The 15,515-nt window shown below is 55.5% G+C and carries 14 protein-coding genes and 1 tRNA gene; 13 read left to right on the top strand and 2 right to left on the bottom strand.

Features of this window, described 5'->3' with window-relative positions; translation table 11 throughout:
* Nucleotides 1-25: 25 nt before the first annotated feature.
* A complete protein-coding gene (gene rsgA / locus OGY07_RS14485; RefSeq protein ID WP_174435351.1) occupies nt 26-1,078 on the bottom strand; it encodes a small ribosomal subunit biogenesis GTPase RsgA in 1,053 nt (350 codons plus the stop codon).
* Nucleotides 1,079-1,185: 107 nt separating this feature from the next.
* Between rsgA and orn the strand changes: the two genes are divergently transcribed.
* The gene (gene orn / locus OGY07_RS14490; protein ID WP_042289614.1) at nt 1,186-1,731 is read left to right on the top strand and encodes an oligoribonuclease; all 546 of its coding nucleotides are present in this window, start codon (nt 1,186-1,188) and stop codon (nt 1,729-1,731) included.
* Nucleotides 1,732-2,004: 273 nt separating this feature from the next.
* A tRNA-Gly gene (locus OGY07_RS14495) sits at nt 2,005-2,080 on the top strand.
* Between the two features lie 267 nt (nt 2,081-2,347).
* On the opposite strand, the gene queG is transcribed toward OGY07_RS14495, so the two are convergent.
* Nucleotides 2,348-3,487, bottom strand: a complete 1,140-nt coding sequence (gene queG / locus OGY07_RS14500) for a tRNA epoxyqueuosine(34) reductase QueG (RefSeq protein ID WP_286601361.1) — start codon at nt 3,485-3,487, stop codon at nt 2,348-2,350.
* Here queG and nnr point away from each other — a divergent pair.
* The 11 genes from nnr (at nt 3,486) to purA (ending at nt 15,436) form a co-directional block, all read left to right on the top strand.
* Entirely contained in the window at nt 3,486-5,033 is a 1,548-nt protein-coding gene (nnr, locus tag OGY07_RS14505) for a bifunctional ADP-dependent NAD(P)H-hydrate dehydratase/NAD(P)H-hydrate epimerase (protein WP_286601363.1), read from the top strand. The two genes, queG and nnr, sit on opposite strands and share 2 nt — an antisense overlap.
* Nucleotides 5,005-5,466, top strand: coding sequence for a tRNA (adenosine(37)-N6)-threonylcarbamoyltransferase complex ATPase subunit type 1 TsaE (gene tsaE / locus OGY07_RS14510; protein ID WP_042289607.1), 462 nt, complete (start codon nt 5,005-5,007; stop codon nt 5,464-5,466). Before nnr ends, tsaE begins: the two co-directional genes overlap by 29 nt.
* Nucleotides 5,467-5,482: 16 nt before the next feature.
* Nucleotides 5,483-6,799, top strand: coding sequence for an N-acetylmuramoyl-L-alanine amidase AmiB (gene amiB, locus OGY07_RS14515; protein WP_042289605.1), 1,317 nt, complete (start codon nt 5,483-5,485; stop codon nt 6,797-6,799).
* Between the two features lie 9 nt (nt 6,800-6,808).
* A complete protein-coding gene (mutL, locus tag OGY07_RS14520; protein WP_286601366.1) occupies nt 6,809-8,677 on the top strand; it encodes a DNA mismatch repair endonuclease MutL in 1,869 nt (622 codons plus the stop codon).
* Nucleotides 8,670-9,620 (top strand): tRNA (adenosine(37)-N6)-dimethylallyltransferase MiaA, encoded by a 951-nt coding sequence (gene miaA / locus OGY07_RS14525; protein ID WP_286601368.1) that lies wholly within the window; start codon nt 8,670-8,672, stop codon nt 9,618-9,620. The genes mutL and miaA overlap by 8 nt, the downstream gene beginning before the upstream one ends.
* Nucleotides 9,621-9,701: 81 nt before the next feature.
* Nucleotides 9,702-10,010 carry an RNA chaperone Hfq gene (hfq, locus tag OGY07_RS14530; protein WP_042289598.1) on the top strand — a complete coding sequence of 103 codons (309 nt, stop codon included), beginning with the start codon at nt 9,702-9,704 and terminating at the stop codon, nt 10,008-10,010.
* Nucleotides 10,011-10,084: 74 nt separating this feature from the next.
* Nucleotides 10,085-11,365 (top strand): ribosome rescue GTPase HflX, encoded by a 1,281-nt coding sequence (hflX, locus tag OGY07_RS14535; protein WP_042289596.1) that lies wholly within the window; start codon nt 10,085-10,087, stop codon nt 11,363-11,365.
* Between the two features lie 136 nt (nt 11,366-11,501).
* Nucleotides 11,502-12,758 (top strand): FtsH protease activity modulator HflK, encoded by a 1,257-nt coding sequence (gene hflK / locus OGY07_RS14540; RefSeq protein WP_042289593.1) that lies wholly within the window; start codon nt 11,502-11,504, stop codon nt 12,756-12,758.
* Nucleotides 12,759-12,760: 2 nt separating this feature from the next.
* A complete protein-coding gene (gene hflC, locus OGY07_RS14545) occupies nt 12,761-13,765 on the top strand; it encodes a protease modulator HflC (protein ID WP_042289590.1) in 1,005 nt (334 codons plus the stop codon).
* 71 nt (nt 13,766-13,836) lie between these two features.
* Nucleotides 13,837-14,034: a DUF2065 domain-containing protein gene (locus OGY07_RS14550; protein ID WP_042289588.1), complete on the top strand. Its 198-nt coding sequence runs from the start codon at nt 13,837-13,839 to the stop codon at nt 14,032-14,034.
* A gap of 103 nt (nt 14,035-14,137) precedes the next feature.
* Nucleotides 14,138-15,436 (top strand): adenylosuccinate synthase, encoded by a 1,299-nt coding sequence (gene purA / locus OGY07_RS14555; RefSeq protein WP_042289586.1) that lies wholly within the window; start codon nt 14,138-14,140, stop codon nt 15,434-15,436.
* Nucleotides 15,437-15,515 lie beyond the last annotated feature (79 nt).

The following is a 15,515-nucleotide window of genomic DNA, read 5'->3' on the forward strand; positions in this document are numbered from 1 at the left end:
ATTCTAACGACGCTTAGGGTATCTGTCAGTCGTCCGTATCAGAAAAGTTTTTACGCGTTTTTACCTGCGCCATGCTTTCAAGAATGCGGTGATAGTTCTCGAAACGGGTTTCCGCAATCTTACCGTCCTCTACTGCTTCACGGATGGCGCAACCGGGGTCGCTATCATGCTTACAGTCGCGGTATTTGCATAATCCCAGAAAGTCGTGAAATTCGACAAAACCGTTGAAAATTTGTTCCGGCTCCAGATGCCACAAACCAAATTCCCGTACGCCAGGGGAGTCAATGACATCGCCGCCGTGTGGGAAGTGATACAGGCGCGCCGCCGTGGTGGTGTGCTGCCCAAGCCCCGAGTTGTCGGAAACATCGTTCGTGAGGATCTCTTCCTGCAGGCCCAGCAGCGCATTCAGAAGACTGGATTTACCGACGCCGGACTGCCCGGCAAATATACTGACTCGCCCGGTCAGCGCATCCTCCAACGGCTTCAGGCCATCCTGAGTATGACTGGAAACCATCAGTACGCGATAACCGATGTTGCGATAGATATCCATCTGCTCGTTCACAAACGCCATGCCGTCGTCATCCAGCAGATCGATCTTATTGAGCACGATAATGGGTTCAACCTGAAGCGTCTCGCACGCCACGAGATAACGGTCGATAATATTCAGCGACAGCTCCGGTAATATGGCTGAGACAATGACGATTTGGTCAATGTTGGCGGCAATCGGTTTGACGCCATCGTAAAAATCCGGGCGCGTGAGCACCGAGGTGCGTTCATGTACCGCTTCCACGATACCTTTCACATTGACGCCTTCGGCGGCGGCTTTACCCGGACGCCAGACCACGCGGTCGCCAGTGACCAGCGAGCGGATTGTACGGCGAATATTGCAGCGGTGAATTTCACCGTCGGCGGATTCGACGTCGGCATGCATGCCGAAGCGGCTAATGACAATACCTTCAGCGGTCTCGCCGAACAGGTTGTCATCGTAGTCTGGCTTCTCCTTAGACGTTTTGAGACGACGCTGGTGATTAGCGTTCACACGGCGCTGCTGGCCTTTGGAGAGTTTATTTTTACTCAATCGTACTGACTCCTGGTCGCCCATGATGGGCAAAACATTTATGATACACGCAATTCTAAATGAATATAGTCACACGAAAACGTGACCACTGAAGGGTGGAAAATAGCATGAGTGCCAATGAAAACAACCTGATTTGGATTGATCTTGAGATGACCGGTCTGGATCCCGAGCGCGATCGCATAATTGAAATCGCCACGCTGGTCACTGACGCAAATCTTACGATTCTGGCCGAAGGGCCGACCATCGCGGTGCATCAGTCTGATGAACAACTGGCGCTGATGGACGACTGGAACGTGCGCACACATACCGCCAGTGGGTTGGTGGAGCGGGTGAAGGCGAGCACGATGGGCGATCGCGAAGCGGAACTGGCGACCCTTGAATTTCTGAAAGAGTGGGTTCCACAGGGCAAATCGCCAATCTGCGGGAACAGTATCGGACAAGACCGCCGGTTTTTGTTTAAGTATATGCCGGAGCTGGAAGCGTATTTCCACTACCGTTATCTCGACGTGAGCACGCTTAAAGAGCTGGCGCGTCGCTGGAAGCCGGAAATTCTTGAGGGTTTTACCAAGCAGGGCACGCATCAGGCGATGGACGATATCCGCGAGTCGGTGGCGGAACTGGCTTACTATCGCGAGCATTTTATTCAGCTTTAACCGCCTGCTGTGCCGGGTGTGGCGACGCCGCGCCCGGCCTGATCGCTGGTCGTCTCACTTGCACAGTGGGATGATTGCCGCTAAATTATACGCTTTGCTGATAAAATCAGCATTCAAACGAATTTCATAAAAAATTGCGTTTGAAGGGGTTGCAGGAGAAAGGATTTCTCGTATAATGCGCCTCCCGTAACGACGCAGAAATGCGAATTACGACAGCAACAAACGGCAGTAAATTAATCGCAGGATTTCGATTTTTCGGAAGACGAAGATTAAGCGGGAATAGCTCAGTTGGTAGAGCACGACCTTGCCAAGGTCGGGGTCGCGAGTTCGAGTCTCGTTTCCCGCTCCAAATTCTTATCTCTACACCTATCCACAGTGAACGGCTGCTCGTGGTGCGTCTCTTTTCGTTCCTGATATATTCTTGTAAACAGAGTTATCCACAGACTGCGTATTTGTCTTCTGCGTTTAAAACGCTTCGCAGAGTGAATGATATTTTTATATCCCGCTGAAATATAAGAAATAAATAACATCTTAAATTGTTAAGCGGATCGCTTGACGATTTTTTCGTGCTTGAATAGCAATGTGTTTTTAATTTTATGCACAGGCTGTGGACGACTTATGCGTCCCGTGGAAGCCCTTTTTCAATGGCTCTGACCAGACGTTTCTGCTGCGGGAGTTGCACCTCGACTGCACTGGCATTTCGCTTTGCGATCTGCTGCGCGATCGCCCACTGGATGTGTTCATCGAGAAGTGGGTGCTCACCCCGGCGGTTTTCCAGCGCACAGAGCACGTCTTCACGCCAGGGCGCGTTGCCAAGGGCGACCGCGATATTCCGTAACCAGCGCAGGTGACCAATGCGCCGGATAGCTGAACCTTCGGTGATTTTCAAAAAGCGAGCTTCGTCCCAACTGAAGAGTTCAATTAGCGCCGGCGCGTGCAGTTGTTGGCGTGGGCTGAAATCCGCTTCGTCCGTTAAGTGTGAATATCGGTTCCACGGACAGATGAGCTGACAGTCGTCGCAGCCGTAAATCCGGTTGCCCATTAAGGGACGCAAGTCTTCGGGAATGGCGCCTTCGAGTTCAATTGTAAGGTAAGAAATACAGCGGCGGGCATCTACCGTATAAGGGGCGACAATCGCGCCAGTTGGACAGGTCGTCATGCAGGCGACGCACTTTCCGCATCCGTCTTCAACGACGTGGTCCACGGGCAGCGGGAGATCGATTAACAATTCACCCAGAAAGAAAAACGACCCCGCTTCCCGGTTGAGGATAAGTGAGTGCTTACCTGTCCACCCCAGACCCGCTTTTTCCGCCAACGGTCGCTCCAGAATGGGCGCAGAGTCAACAAAAGGTCTAAAATTCAGCGAGACACAATGCTGCTGAATCCTCTCACCCAGTTTTTTTAGTCGGTTACGCAATAGCTTATGGTAGTCGCGCCCCAGCGCGTAGCGGCTAACGTAACCCAGGTCAGGATTTTTCAGCGTGCTGGCAAATGCAGCCCTGGCGGGAAGATAGTTCATACGCACGCTAATAACGCGCAGCGTACCAAGCAACAGCTCATGAGGGCGCGCGCGCATCATGCCGTGGCGCGCCATCCAGTCCATCTCGCCGTGGTACTGTTTGTCCAGCCATGCCTGCAGTTTGAGTTCGGCTTCGCTGAGGTCAGTATCGGTAATACCTACCTGCTGAAAGCCCAGTTCCAGCCCCCACTGCTTAATTTTTTGCGCTAACTGATTGAGATCGAGGGGCTCTGACATGACGGACCATACCATAAAGAAAAACCCCGTAAGTATACCACACTCCCTCTGGCCCGCCGACGACATCAGAGGACTGGAGCAAGAGGCTGCTGATACGCTTGGGTTGACGTTGTTTGAACTGATGTTGCGTGCCGGAGAAGCGGCGTTTGACGTCGCGCGTGAAAGCTGGCCTTATGCCCGCCACTGGTTGGTGCTGTGCGGTCACGGGAATAACGGCGGCGACGGGTATGTGGTGGCGAGGCTGGCGAAAGCGGTGGGCATTAACGTCACGTTGCTGGCTCAGGAGAGCGAAAAGCCGCTGCCGGAAGAGGCCGAACAGGCGCGGGAAGCCTGGCTGAACGCGGGGGGAATTATTCATGCGCCGGAGATTATCTGGCCGGAAAAAGTGGACCTCATTGTTGATGCTTTGCTCGGCACCGGGTTAACCCAGGCGCCCCGTGAACCGATCGCCACACTCATTGCACAGGCCAACGCCCATCCCGCGCCGGTTCTGGCGGTTGATATCCCGTCCGGGCTGCTGGCGCAAACGGGCGCAACGCCGGGCGCGGTAATCGATGCCGATCGCACCGTCACCTTTATCGCGCTGAAGCCGGGCTTGTTGACCGGAAAGGCCCGCGATGTGGTGGGCGAACTGCATTTTAACGCGCTGGGTCTGGAAGAGTGGTTAGCAGGTCAGGCGTCGCCGATCCGGCGCGTTGACGCTTCGCTGCTCGCGCAATGGCTGGCGCCGCGTCGTCCTACCTCTCATAAGGGCGATCATGGTCGCCTGGCGATCGTTGGCGGCGATCATGGCACTGCGGGCGCCATTCGCATGGCCGGAGAAGCGGCGTTGCGTACCGGCGCTGGTCTAGTGCGGGTGCTGACCCGCAGGGAGAATATCGCGCCGTTGTTGACGGCTCGCCCGGAATTAATGGTTTATGAGCTCACGCCGCAGACGCTGGATGAGAGCCTCGAATGGGCGGATGTCGTGGTGATTGGCCCTGGGCTCGGTCAGGCGGAATGGGGCAAAAAAGCGCTGCAGAAGGTCGAGAATTTTCGCAAACCAATGCTCTGGGATGCCGATGCGCTGAACCTGCTGGCAATCAACCCCGATAAACGTCACAATCGCGTCATCACGCCGCATCCGGGAGAAGCCGCGCGGTTACTGGGTTGTTCTGTCGCAGAAATTGAAAGCGATCGCTTACTTTCTGCGCAGCGTCTGGTAAAACGTTATGGAGGCGTTGCGGTGTTGAAAGGCGCGGGAACGGTGGTTGCCGCGGAGCCGAATGCGTTGGGAATAATTGATGCCGGAAATGCAGGAATGGCCAGCGGCGGTATGGGGGATGTGCTCTCCGGGATCATTGCCGCATTGCTTGGACAGAAGCTTACCCCGTATGATGCAGCCTGTGCGGGCTGTGTTGCCCACGGCGCGGCGGCAGATGTTCTGGCAGCACGTTTTGGCATGCGCGGCATGCTGGCAACCGATCTTTTTTCCACGCTACAGCGTATTGTTAACCCAGATGTGATTGACGTTTATCATGATGAATCGAGTAATTCCGCTACCTGACGAACAGGCCACGTTAGACCTGGGGCTGCGGGTCGCCCACGCCTGCGACGGCGCGACCGTTATCTATTTGTTCGGGGATTTAGGCGCGGGTAAAACCACCTTTAGCCGCGGGTTCCTGCAGGCGTTAGGCCATGCCGGTAATGTAAAAAGCCCAACGTATACGCTGGTCGAACCCTATGCGCTCGATAACCTGATGGTTTATCACTTCGATCTGTATCGCCTCGCCGATCCGGAAGAACTGGAATTTATGGGGATCCGGGATTATTTTGCCAACGACGCCATTTGTCTGGTGGAGTGGCCGCAGCAGGGGAAAGGTGTATTGCCGGACCCGGATATTGAAATCCATTTAGAGTATAAGGCGCAAGGCCGTGAGGCGCGAATCAGCGCCGTTTCCTCCTCCGGGGAAGCGCTGATTGCGCGTTTAGCCGGTTAACCTTAAAGGTGGCGGGATGATGTATCGCATCAGAAAGTGGCTGGCGGCAACGCTGGTGTTACTGTGCGCGCAGGCTGGCGCGGCCAGTTTGTCCGATATTCAGGTTTCAAACGGTGAACAGCAGGCGCGGATTACGCTGAGCTTTATCGGCGATCCGGATTACGCCTTTTCGCAGCAGGGTAAACGTACCGTCGCGCTGGATATTAAGCAAACCGGCGTGATTCAAGGGCTGCCGCTGCAGTTTAGCGGCAACAACCTGGTGAAAACGATACGTTCCGGCACGCCGCAGGATCCGCAGTCGCTGCGGCTGGTGGTCGATCTCACGGAAAACGGCAAGACTGAAGCGGTAAAACGGCAGAATGGCGGCAATTACACCGTCGTCTTTACGATCAACGCCGATGCGCCGCCGCCTCCGCCAGTGGTCGCAAAGCGGGTTGAACCGCCCGTGGTGACGCCACGCCCGAGCGAACCGGCGCGAAACCCGTTTAAATCCAGCAATGAGCGTACTACGGCCGTCACCAGCAGTCATACCATCACGCGCCCCGCCGCGCGTACGACGACCAGTAACGGCGACAAGGTGGTCATTGCCATCGACGCCGGGCACGGTGGGCAGGATCCAGGGGCGATTGGCCCCGGCGGCACGCGGGAGAAAAACGTGACCATCGCGGTGGCCCGCAAGCTGCGCACGCTACTGAATAACGATCCTATGTTTAAAGGCGTTCTCACCCGCGACGGCGACTATTTCATCTCGGTAATGGGCCGCTCCGATGTGGCGCGTAAGCAGAACGCCAATTTCCTGGTGTCGATTCACGCCGATGCCGCGCCAAACCGTAACGCCACCGGCGCGTCGGTGTGGGTGCTGTCTAACCGTCGCGCCAATAGCGAAATGGCGAACTGGCTGGAAGAGCATGAAAAACAATCCGAGCTGCTCGGCGGCGCGGGCGACGTACTGGCGAACAGTCAGTCCGACCCTTACTTAAGCCAGGCGGTTCTGGATTTGCAGTTCGGCCATTCCCAGCGCGTAGGGTATGATGTGGCAACCAATATGTTAGGCCAGCTCGAACGTATCGGGTCATTGCATAAGCGGCGTCCGGAGCATGCCAGCCTGGGGGTGCTACGATCGCCTGATATTCCGTCGGTGCTGGTTGAAACCGGATTTATCAGTAACCACAGCGAAGAACGGCTGCTCGCCAGCGATGCGTACCAACAGCAACTGGCCGAAGCGATTTACAAAGGACTGCGGAGCTACTTCCAGGCGCATCCCCTGCAGTCAGGTCCACAAGGGACACAAACCGCGAGCGCCGTTACGCCTGGCGAGTCGTTGATTAACTAAGGAATTGTCATGCCGATTCAGGTGCTACCGCCACAACTGGCGAACCAGATTGCCGCAGGTGAGGTGGTGGAAAGACCTGCGTCGGTGGTCAAAGAACTGGTGGAAAACAGCCTTGACGCGGGCGCAACGCGTATCGATATTGATATCGAACGCGGCGGCGCGAAGCTTATCCGTATTCGCGACAACGGCTGCGGCATCAGGAAAGACGAGCTGGCGCTGGCGCTGGCCCGTCACGCCACCAGTAAAATCGCCTCGCTCGACGATCTGGAAGCGATTATCAGCCTCGGTTTTCGTGGCGAAGCGCTGGCCAGCATCAGCTCAGTCTCCCGCCTGACGCTGACGTCCCGCACCGCCGATCAGCAGGAAGCCTGGCAAGCCTATGCTGAAGGGCGTGATATGGATGTGACGGTGAAACCCGCCGCGCATCCCGTAGGCACCACGCTGGAAGTGCTGGACCTGTTCTATAACACGCCCGCCCGTCGCAAGTTTATGCGCACCGAAAAAACCGAGTTTAATCATATTGATGAGATCATTCGCCGTATTGCGTTGGCGCGTTTTGACGTGACCATCAATTTGTCGCACAACGGTAAAATGGTGCGCCAGTATCGCGCGGTGGCGAAAGACGGGCCGCAAGAGCGCCGTCTTGGCGCGATTTGCGGCGCGCCATTCCTTGAACAGGCGTTGACTATCGAGTGGCAGCATGGCGATCTCACCCTGCGCGGCTGGGTTGCCGATCCCCATCACACCACCACGGCGCTGGCAGAAATTCAGTACTGTTACGTGAATGGTCGTATGATGCGTGACCGGCTGATAAATCACGCTATTCGTCAGGCTTGTGAAGATAAGCTTGGCGCCGATCAGCAGCCGGCTTTCGTGCTTTATCTGGAAATAGACCCGCACCAGGTCGATGTGAACGTGCATCCAGCCAAGCATGAAGTCCGTTTTCATCAGTCGCGCCTGGTACATGATTTTATCTACCAGGGCGTGCTGAGCGTGCTGCAACAGCAGCTTGAGTCGCCGCTGCCGCTGGAGGGGGATGATGCTCCTGCGCCAAGACACGTGCCGGAAAACCGCGTGGCGGCAGGGCGTAACCATTTTGCCGAGCCTGCGCAGGCGCGCGAAACGACAGCGCCGCGTTATTCTTCTCCTGTTTCGCCTGCGAACGGCGGCGCGCGTCCGACGCAGGCCGGCTGGCCCCATGCTCAGCCGGGCTACCAGAGGCAACAAGGAGAGGTCTATCGCCAGCTCCTAAAGACGCCTGAGCCGGTTCCCGCAGGCAAAACGCGCGCGCCGGAAACGGCGGTTTCCGCGTTATCCGGACACAGCCAGAGCTTTGGACGCGTGTTGACAATCGTTGGTCACGACTGCGCGTTGCTTGAGCGTGATGGGCAAATTCACCTGCTGGCGCTGCCGGTGGCGGAGCGTTGGCTACGTCAGGCGCAGCTGACGCCGGGCGAGGGAGAGGTTTGCGCGCAGCCGCTGCTCATCCCGCTGCGCCTGAAGGTGACCGCTGAAGAAAAAGCGGCGCTGACAAACGCGCAAAACGCGCTGGCGAAATTGGGGATCGAATTTCAGTCAGATGCCCAGCATGTGACCGTTCGGGCGGTGCCTTTACCCTTACGCCAACAAAATTTACAAATCTTGATTCCTGAACTGATAGGCTACCTGACGCAGCAGTCAGCGCTCGAACCTGACAATATGGCGCAGTGGATTGCACGCAATTTAATGAGCGAACACGCGCAGTGGACCATGGCCCAGGCCATTACGCTGCTGGCTGACGTGGAGCGGCTTTGTCCGCAGCTTGTGAAGGCGCCGCCGGGTGGTCTGTTACAACCTGTTGATTTACATACGGCGATGAATGCCCTGAAACATGAGTGATACCCCTAAGGCGAGCCTGCCAAAGGCAATTTTTTTGATGGGGCCGACGGCCTCGGGCAAAACGGCGTTAGCGATTGAACTGCGTAAAGTTTTGCCAATAGAGTTGATTAGCGTTGACTCCGCCCTTATCTACAAGGGGATGGATATCGGTACGGCGAAGCCGGACGCGAAAGAGTTACAGGCGGCGCCGCACCGATTGTTAGACATTCTCGATCCGTTGCAGGCATATTCAGCCGCAGATTTCCGCCACGATGCGCTGGCGGAGATGGCAGATATCACCGCAGCCGGACGAATTCCGCTGCTGGTGGGCGGAACAATGCTGTATTTCAAGGCGTTGCTGGAAGGGCTTTCGCCGCTGCCGTCGGCGGACCCGGAGGTCAGGGCCAGAATAGAGCAGCAGGCGGTAGAGCAGGGATGGGATGCGTTGCATCAGCAGCTTCAGGCGATTGACCCTGTCGCCGCTGCGCGTATTCATCCGAATGATCCGCAAAGGCTTTCCCGGGCACTGGAAGTTTTTTTCATTTCGGGTAAAACTTTAACGGAACTGACGCAAACGTCAGGTGATGCTTTACCGTACCAGGTGTATCAGTTCGCCATCGCCCCGGCGAGTCGTGAATTGCTGCATCAACGCATCGAGCAGCGTTTTCATCAGATGTTGGCTTCAGGTTTTGAAGCAGAAGTCCGGGCGCTATTTGCCCGTGGAGATTTGCATACGGATTTGCCTTCCATTCGTTGTGTGGGATATCGCCAGATGTGGTCGTACCTTGAAGGCGAAATTTCATACGATGAAATGGTTTATAGAGGTGTTTGCGCCACGAGACAGTTGGCGAAGCGTCAAATGACCTGGTTGCGCGGCTGGGATGGGGTGCGCTGGCTTGACAGCGAAAAACCTGAACAGGCGCTCAACGAAGTATTACAGGTTGTTGGTGCTATCGCGAACTGAATGTGTACAATTGAGACGTATCGTGCGCAATTTTTCAGAACCAAAAGGTTCAAAGTACAAAGCATATAAGGAAAAGAGAGAATGGCTAAGGGGCAATCTTTACAAGATCCGTTCCTGAACGCACTGCGTCGGGAACGTGTTCCAGTTTCTATTTATTTGGTGAATGGTATTAAACTGCAAGGTCAAATCGAGTCTTTTGATCAATTCGTGATCCTGTTGAAAAACACGGTCAGCCAGATGGTTTATAAGCACGCGATTTCTACTGTTGTCCCGTCTCGTCCGGTTTCTCATCACAGCAACAATACCGGTGGCGGTACCAGCAGCAACTATCATCACGGTAGCAACGCGCAGGGTTCTTCTGCGCCGCAGGACAGCGAAGAAACTGAATAACGTTTCTGGCTGTTTTACACACGGGGAGCCAGGTTATCTGCGTTCCCCGCTGATTTATATCGAGGGGTTGACGCTTGTTTGACCGTTATGACGCCGGTGAGCAGGCGGTACTGGTACACATCTATTTTTCGCAAGACAAAGATATGGAAGACCTCCAGGAGTTTGAATCTCTGGTGTCTTCCGCCGGTGTCGAAGCAATGCAGGTGATTACCGGTAGCCGTAAAGCACCGCACCCGAAGTACTTTGTAGGTGAAGGTAAGGCTGTTGAGATTGCGGAAGCCGTAAAAGCGACTGGCGCTGCCGTCGTGCTATTTGACCATGCATTAAGCCCGGCCCAGGAGCGTAACCTGGAACGTTTGTGCGAGTGTCGTGTTATCGACCGTACCGGTCTTATCTTGGATATTTTCGCTCAACGTGCGCGTACCCATGAGGGGAAACTGCAGGTTGAGCTGGCGCAGCTGCGCCATCTGGCTACGCGCCTTGTCCGTGGCTGGACCCACCTTGAAAGACAGAAAGGCGGGATTGGTTTGCGCGGTCCGGGTGAAACCCAGCTCGAAACCGACCGCCGTTTATTGCGTAATCGTATTTTGCAGATCCAGTCGCGCCTGGAAAAAGTTGAAAAGCAACGTGAGCAGGGGCGACAGTCGCGCATTAAAGCGGATGTCCCGACCGTCTCGCTGGTGGGATATACCAACGCCGGAAAATCTACCCTTTTCAACCAAATTACAGAAGCCCGGGTCTATGCGGCAGACCAACTGTTCGCAACCCTGGACCCCACGTTGCGCCGTATTGACGTCGCGGACGTAGGTGAAACCGTGCTGGCGGATACCGTAGGGTTTATCCGCCATCTTCCGCATGACCTGGTGGCGGCGTTCAAAGCCACCCTCCAGGAAACGCGTCAGGCCACGCTGTTGCTGCACGTTGTAGATGCTGCTGATGTGCGTGTGCAGGAGAACATCGACGCAGTGGATACGGTTCTCGAGGAGATCGATGCTCACGAGATCCCAACCCTGATGGTGATGAATAAAATCGATATGCTGGACGACTTCGAGCCGCGTATCGACAGGGACGAAGAGAACAAACCGATTCGTGTCTGGCTTTCCGCGCAGACAGGGATCGGAATACCACAGCTTTTTCAGGCTTTGACGGAACGGCTTTCCGGCGAGGTAGCGCAACATACGCTGCGTTTGCCGCCGCAGGAAGGGCGTCTGAGAAGTCGTTTTTATCAGCTTCAGGCAATAGAAAAAGAGTGGATGGAGGATGACGGCAGCATGAGCTTGCAGGTTCGCCTGCCGATCGTGGACTGGCGTCGCCTCTGTAAACAAGAACCTTCCCTGGCCGACTACGTTGTCTGACCGGGAGGAAAGGGCCTGAGGATTTTTGCCCAATACTCTGAGCATTTCGGGTTATACGACAAGCCACCTGGTGCGACGTTGTCATCACCTGGAACACAGTGGGTATATCACCGCATAACAAATATGGAGCACAAACATGGCGTGGAATCAGCCCGGTAATAACGGACAAGACCGCGACCCGTGGGGAAGCAGCAAACCAGGCGGCAACTCTGAGGGAAATGGAAACAAAGGTGGTCGCGAGCAGGGGCCACCTGATCTTGATGATATCTTCCGTAAGCTGAGCAAAAAGCTCGGTGGACTGGGTGGCGGTAAAGGTACCGGCTCCGGCGGCGGAAGCTCATCGCAAGGCCCGCGCCCGCATCTGGGCGGACGTGTCGTCACCATCGCGGCGGCAGCTATCGTCATTATCTGGGCGGCAAGCGGTTTCTACACCATTAAAGAAGCTGAACGCGGCGTTGTTACGCGCTTCGGTAAATTCAGTCATCTGGTTGAGCCGGGTCTGAACTGGAAGCCGACGTTTATCGATGAGGTGACGCCGGTGAACGTGGAAGCGGTTCGCGAACTGGCGGCGTCCGGTGTGATGCTGACCTCTGACGAAAACGTCGTGCGCGTCGAGATGAACGTTCAGTACCGCATCACCGATCCGCAAAAATACCTGTTTAGCGTGACCAGCGCCGACGACAGTCTGCGTCAGGCGACCGACAGCGCCCTGCGCGGCGTTATCGGTAAATACACCATGGACCGTATTCTGACCGAAGGGCGTACCGTTATTCGTAGCGACACCCAGCGTGAACTGGAAGAGACGATCCGTCCGTACAACATGGGGATTACCCTGCTGGACGTCAACTTCCAGGCTGCTCGTCCGCCGGAAGAGGTGAAAGCCGCGTTTGATGACGCCATTGCCGCACGTGAAAACGAACAGCAATACATCCGTGAAGCGGAAGCGTACACCAACGAAGTTCAGCCGCGTGCGAACGGTCAGGCACAGCGTATTCTTGAAGAAGCGCGCGCTTACAAAACGCAAACCATTCTGGAAGCCCAGGGTGAAGTGGCGCGCTTCGCGAAAATCCTGCCGGAATATAAAGCCGCCCCTGAGATCACTCGCGAGCGTCTGTATATCGAGACGATGGAAAAAGTGTTGAGCCATACCCGTAAAGTGCTGGTCAACGACAAGGGCGGTAACCTGATGGTTCTGCCGTTGGATCAGATGCTGAAAGGCGGCAACGCGCCGGCAACTAAACGCGACAGCGGTTCCGACCTGCTGCGCTTGCCGACTACGTCATCTTCCAGCAGTAGCGGAGCAAGCAACACCTCGTCCACCAGTCAGGGCGATATTATGGACCAACGCCGCGCTAACGCGCAGCGTAACGACTACCAGCGTCAGGGGGAATAACGATGCGTAAGTCAGTTATTGCGATTGTCATCATCGTGCTGGTAGTGCTCTATACCTCAGTCTTTGTAGTGAAAGAAGGCGAGCGTGGCATTAAGTTCCAGTTCAGCAGCGTCGTGCGTGATGACGATAAGAAACCGTTGATCTATGAACCGGGGCTGCACTTCAAGGTGCCGTTTATTCAGTCGGTGAAAATGCTGGATGCGCGTATCCAGACGATGGATAACCAGGCCGATCGTTTCGTCACGAAAGAGAAGAAAGACCTGATCGTCGACTCATACATCAAATGGCGTATCAGCGACTTCAGCCGTTACTTCCTGGCAACGGGCGGCGGCGATGTGTCGCAGGCGGAAGTGCTGTTGAAACGTAAGTTCTCTGACCGTCTGCGTTCTGAGATTGGTCGTCTGGATGTGAAAGACATCGTGACCGATTCCCGTGGTCGTCTGACTCTGGAAGTCCGTGACGCGCTGAACTCCGGTTCTGCGGGAACGGAAGACGAAGTGGCGACGCCAGCGGCGGATAACGCCATTGCTGAAGCCGCAGAGCGCGTTCAGGCTGAAACCAACGGCAATGTGCCGGTGATCAACCCGAACAGTATGGCTGCGTTAGGTATCGAAGTGGTGGACGTGCGTATCAAGCAGATCAACCTGCCGACCGAAGTGTCCGAAGCGATCTACAACCGTATGCGCGCTGAGCGTGAAGCGGTCGCCCGTCGTCATCGTTCACAGGGTCAGGAAGAAGCGGAAAAATTGCGCGCGGCTGCCGACTACGAAGTGACCAAAACGCTGGCGGAAGCTGAGCGTCAGGGGCGTATCCTGCGCGGTGAAGGCGACGCCGAAGCGGCGAAACTGTTTGCCGACGCGTTCAGCCAGGATCCTGACTTCTATGCCTTTATTCGTAGCCTGCGCGCTTACGAGAAGAGCTTCGAAGGAAATCAGGACGTCATGGTCATGAGCCCGGACAGCGATTTCTTCCGCTACATGAAGACACCGAATACCGCAACGCGATAAACTCAACGCGTTTGAGTTTTCAAACCACCGCTCTCTCCGGAAGCGGTGGTTTTCTTTTATAAGGAGCAGAAATGAACGAAACAATCTGGCTGGCGCTTGCCCTGGTGTTGGTGCTGGAAGGTTTAGGCCCGATGCTCTATCCGCGCGCGTGGAAGAAGATGATTTCCGCAATGACGCAACTGCCGGAAAATACGTTACGTCGTTTTGGCGGCGGACTTGTGGTTGCGGGCGTTGTGGTCTACTACATGTTGAGGAAAACGATTGGCTGATCAAAAAAGCGGCGAATTTAGCTGATTTTTGCATGCAAAAAGTGCTGTATATCTGAAAAAGCGATGGTAGAATCCATTTTTAAGCAAACGGTGATTTTGAAAAATGGGTAACAACGTCGTCGTACTGGGCACCCAATGGGGTGACGAAGGTAAAGGAAAGATCGTCGATCTTCTGACTGAACGGGCTAAATATGTTGTGCGCTACCAGGGTGGACACAACGCAGGCCATACTCTCGTAATCAACGGTGAAAAAACCGTCCTCCATCTTATTCCATCAGGCATTCTTCGTGAGAACGTAACCAGCATCATCGGTAACGGTGTTGTTCTGTCTCCTGCTGCGCTGATGAAAGAGATGAAAGGTCTGGAAGACCGTGGCATCCCTGTCCGTGAGCGTCTGCTCCTGTCTGAAGCGTGTCCGCTGATCCTCGATTACCACGTAGCGCTGGATAATGCGCGTGAGAAAGCGCGTGGCGCGAAAGCGATCGGGACGACCGGTCGTGGTATCGGACCGGCTTATGAAGACAAAGTGGCTCGTCGCGGTCTGCGCGTCGGCGACCTGTTCGACAAAGCTACCTTCGCTGAAAAACTGAAAGAAGTGATGGAATATCACAACTTCCAGCTGGTGAACTTCTACAAAGTCGAAGCCGTTGACTACCAGAAAGTGCTGGATGATGTGATGGCGATTGCCGACATCCTGACCTCTATGGTTGTCGATGTTTCCGATCTGCTGGACCAGGCGCGCAAGCGTGGCGATTTCGTCATGTTCGAAGGCGCGCAGGGTACGCTGCTGGATATCGACCACGGTACTTATCCGTACGTAACGTCCTCTAACACCACCGCGGGTGGCGTGGCGACCGGCTCTGGCCTGGGCCCACGTTATGTGGATTACGTTCTGGGTATCATCAAAGCTTACTCCACGCGCGTGGGGGCGGGTCCGTTCCCGACTGAGCTGTTTGATGAAACCGGCGAGTTCCTCTGCAAGCAGGGTAACGAATATGGCGCCACCACCGGACGTCGCCGTCGTACCGGCTGGCTGGACTCCGTCGCCGTGCGCCGTGCGGTGCAGATCAACTCACTGTCCGGCTTCTGCCTGACCAAACTGGACGTACTGGACGGTTTGAAAGAAGTGAAAATCTGCGTTGCTTACCGTATGCCGGATGGCCGTGAAGTGACGACGACGCCGCTGGCGGCTGACGACTGGGAAGGTATCGAGCCGATCTACGAAACCATGCCGGGTTGGTCTGAATCCACCTTTGGCGTGAAAGAACGTAGCGGTCTGCCGCAGGCGGCGCTCAATTACATTAAGCGTATTGAAGAACTGACCGGTGTGCCGATTGATATCATCTCTACCGGCCCGGACCGTACTGAGACCATGATTCTGCGTGACCCGTACGACGCATAATTAAGGTATAATGCCCGGTAGCGCTTTGCTGACCGGGCCTTGTAAGCCGGATAAGGCATTTTCGCCGCCATCCGGCTAT

This window comes from Citrobacter sp. Cs237 (genome assembly GCF_030332325.1).
Classification (GTDB): domain Bacteria; phylum Pseudomonadota; class Gammaproteobacteria; order Enterobacterales; family Enterobacteriaceae; genus Citrobacter_A; species Citrobacter_A sedlakii.

Excerpts from the sequence above, each read along its gene's own strand:
- orn (WP_042289614.1), top strand. The coding sequence starts at position 1,186 with ATGAGTGCCAATGAAAACAACCTGATTTGGATTGATCTTGAGATGACC.
- nnr (WP_286601363.1), top strand. The coding sequence starts at position 3,486 with ATGACGGACCATACCATAAAGAAAAACCCCGTAAGTATACCACACTCC.
- queG (WP_286601361.1), bottom strand. The coding sequence starts at position 3,487 with ATGTCAGAGCCCCTCGATCTCAATCAGTTAGCGCAAAAAATTAAGCAG.
- tsaE (WP_042289607.1), top strand. The coding sequence starts at position 5,005 with ATGATGAATCGAGTAATTCCGCTACCTGACGAACAGGCCACGTTAGAC.
- amiB (WP_042289605.1), top strand. The coding sequence starts at position 5,483 with ATGATGTATCGCATCAGAAAGTGGCTGGCGGCAACGCTGGTGTTACTG.
- mutL (WP_286601366.1), top strand. The coding sequence starts at position 6,809 with ATGCCGATTCAGGTGCTACCGCCACAACTGGCGAACCAGATTGCCGCA.
- miaA (WP_286601368.1), top strand. The coding sequence starts at position 8,670 with ATGAGTGATACCCCTAAGGCGAGCCTGCCAAAGGCAATTTTTTTGATG.
- hfq (WP_042289598.1), top strand. The coding sequence starts at position 9,702 with ATGGCTAAGGGGCAATCTTTACAAGATCCGTTCCTGAACGCACTGCGT.
- hflK (WP_042289593.1), top strand. The coding sequence starts at position 11,502 with ATGGCGTGGAATCAGCCCGGTAATAACGGACAAGACCGCGACCCGTGG.
- hflC (WP_042289590.1), top strand. The coding sequence starts at position 12,761 with ATGCGTAAGTCAGTTATTGCGATTGTCATCATCGTGCTGGTAGTGCTC.
- OGY07_RS14550 (WP_042289588.1), top strand. The coding sequence starts at position 13,837 with ATGAACGAAACAATCTGGCTGGCGCTTGCCCTGGTGTTGGTGCTGGAA.
- purA (WP_042289586.1), top strand. The coding sequence starts at position 14,138 with ATGGGTAACAACGTCGTCGTACTGGGCACCCAATGGGGTGACGAAGGT.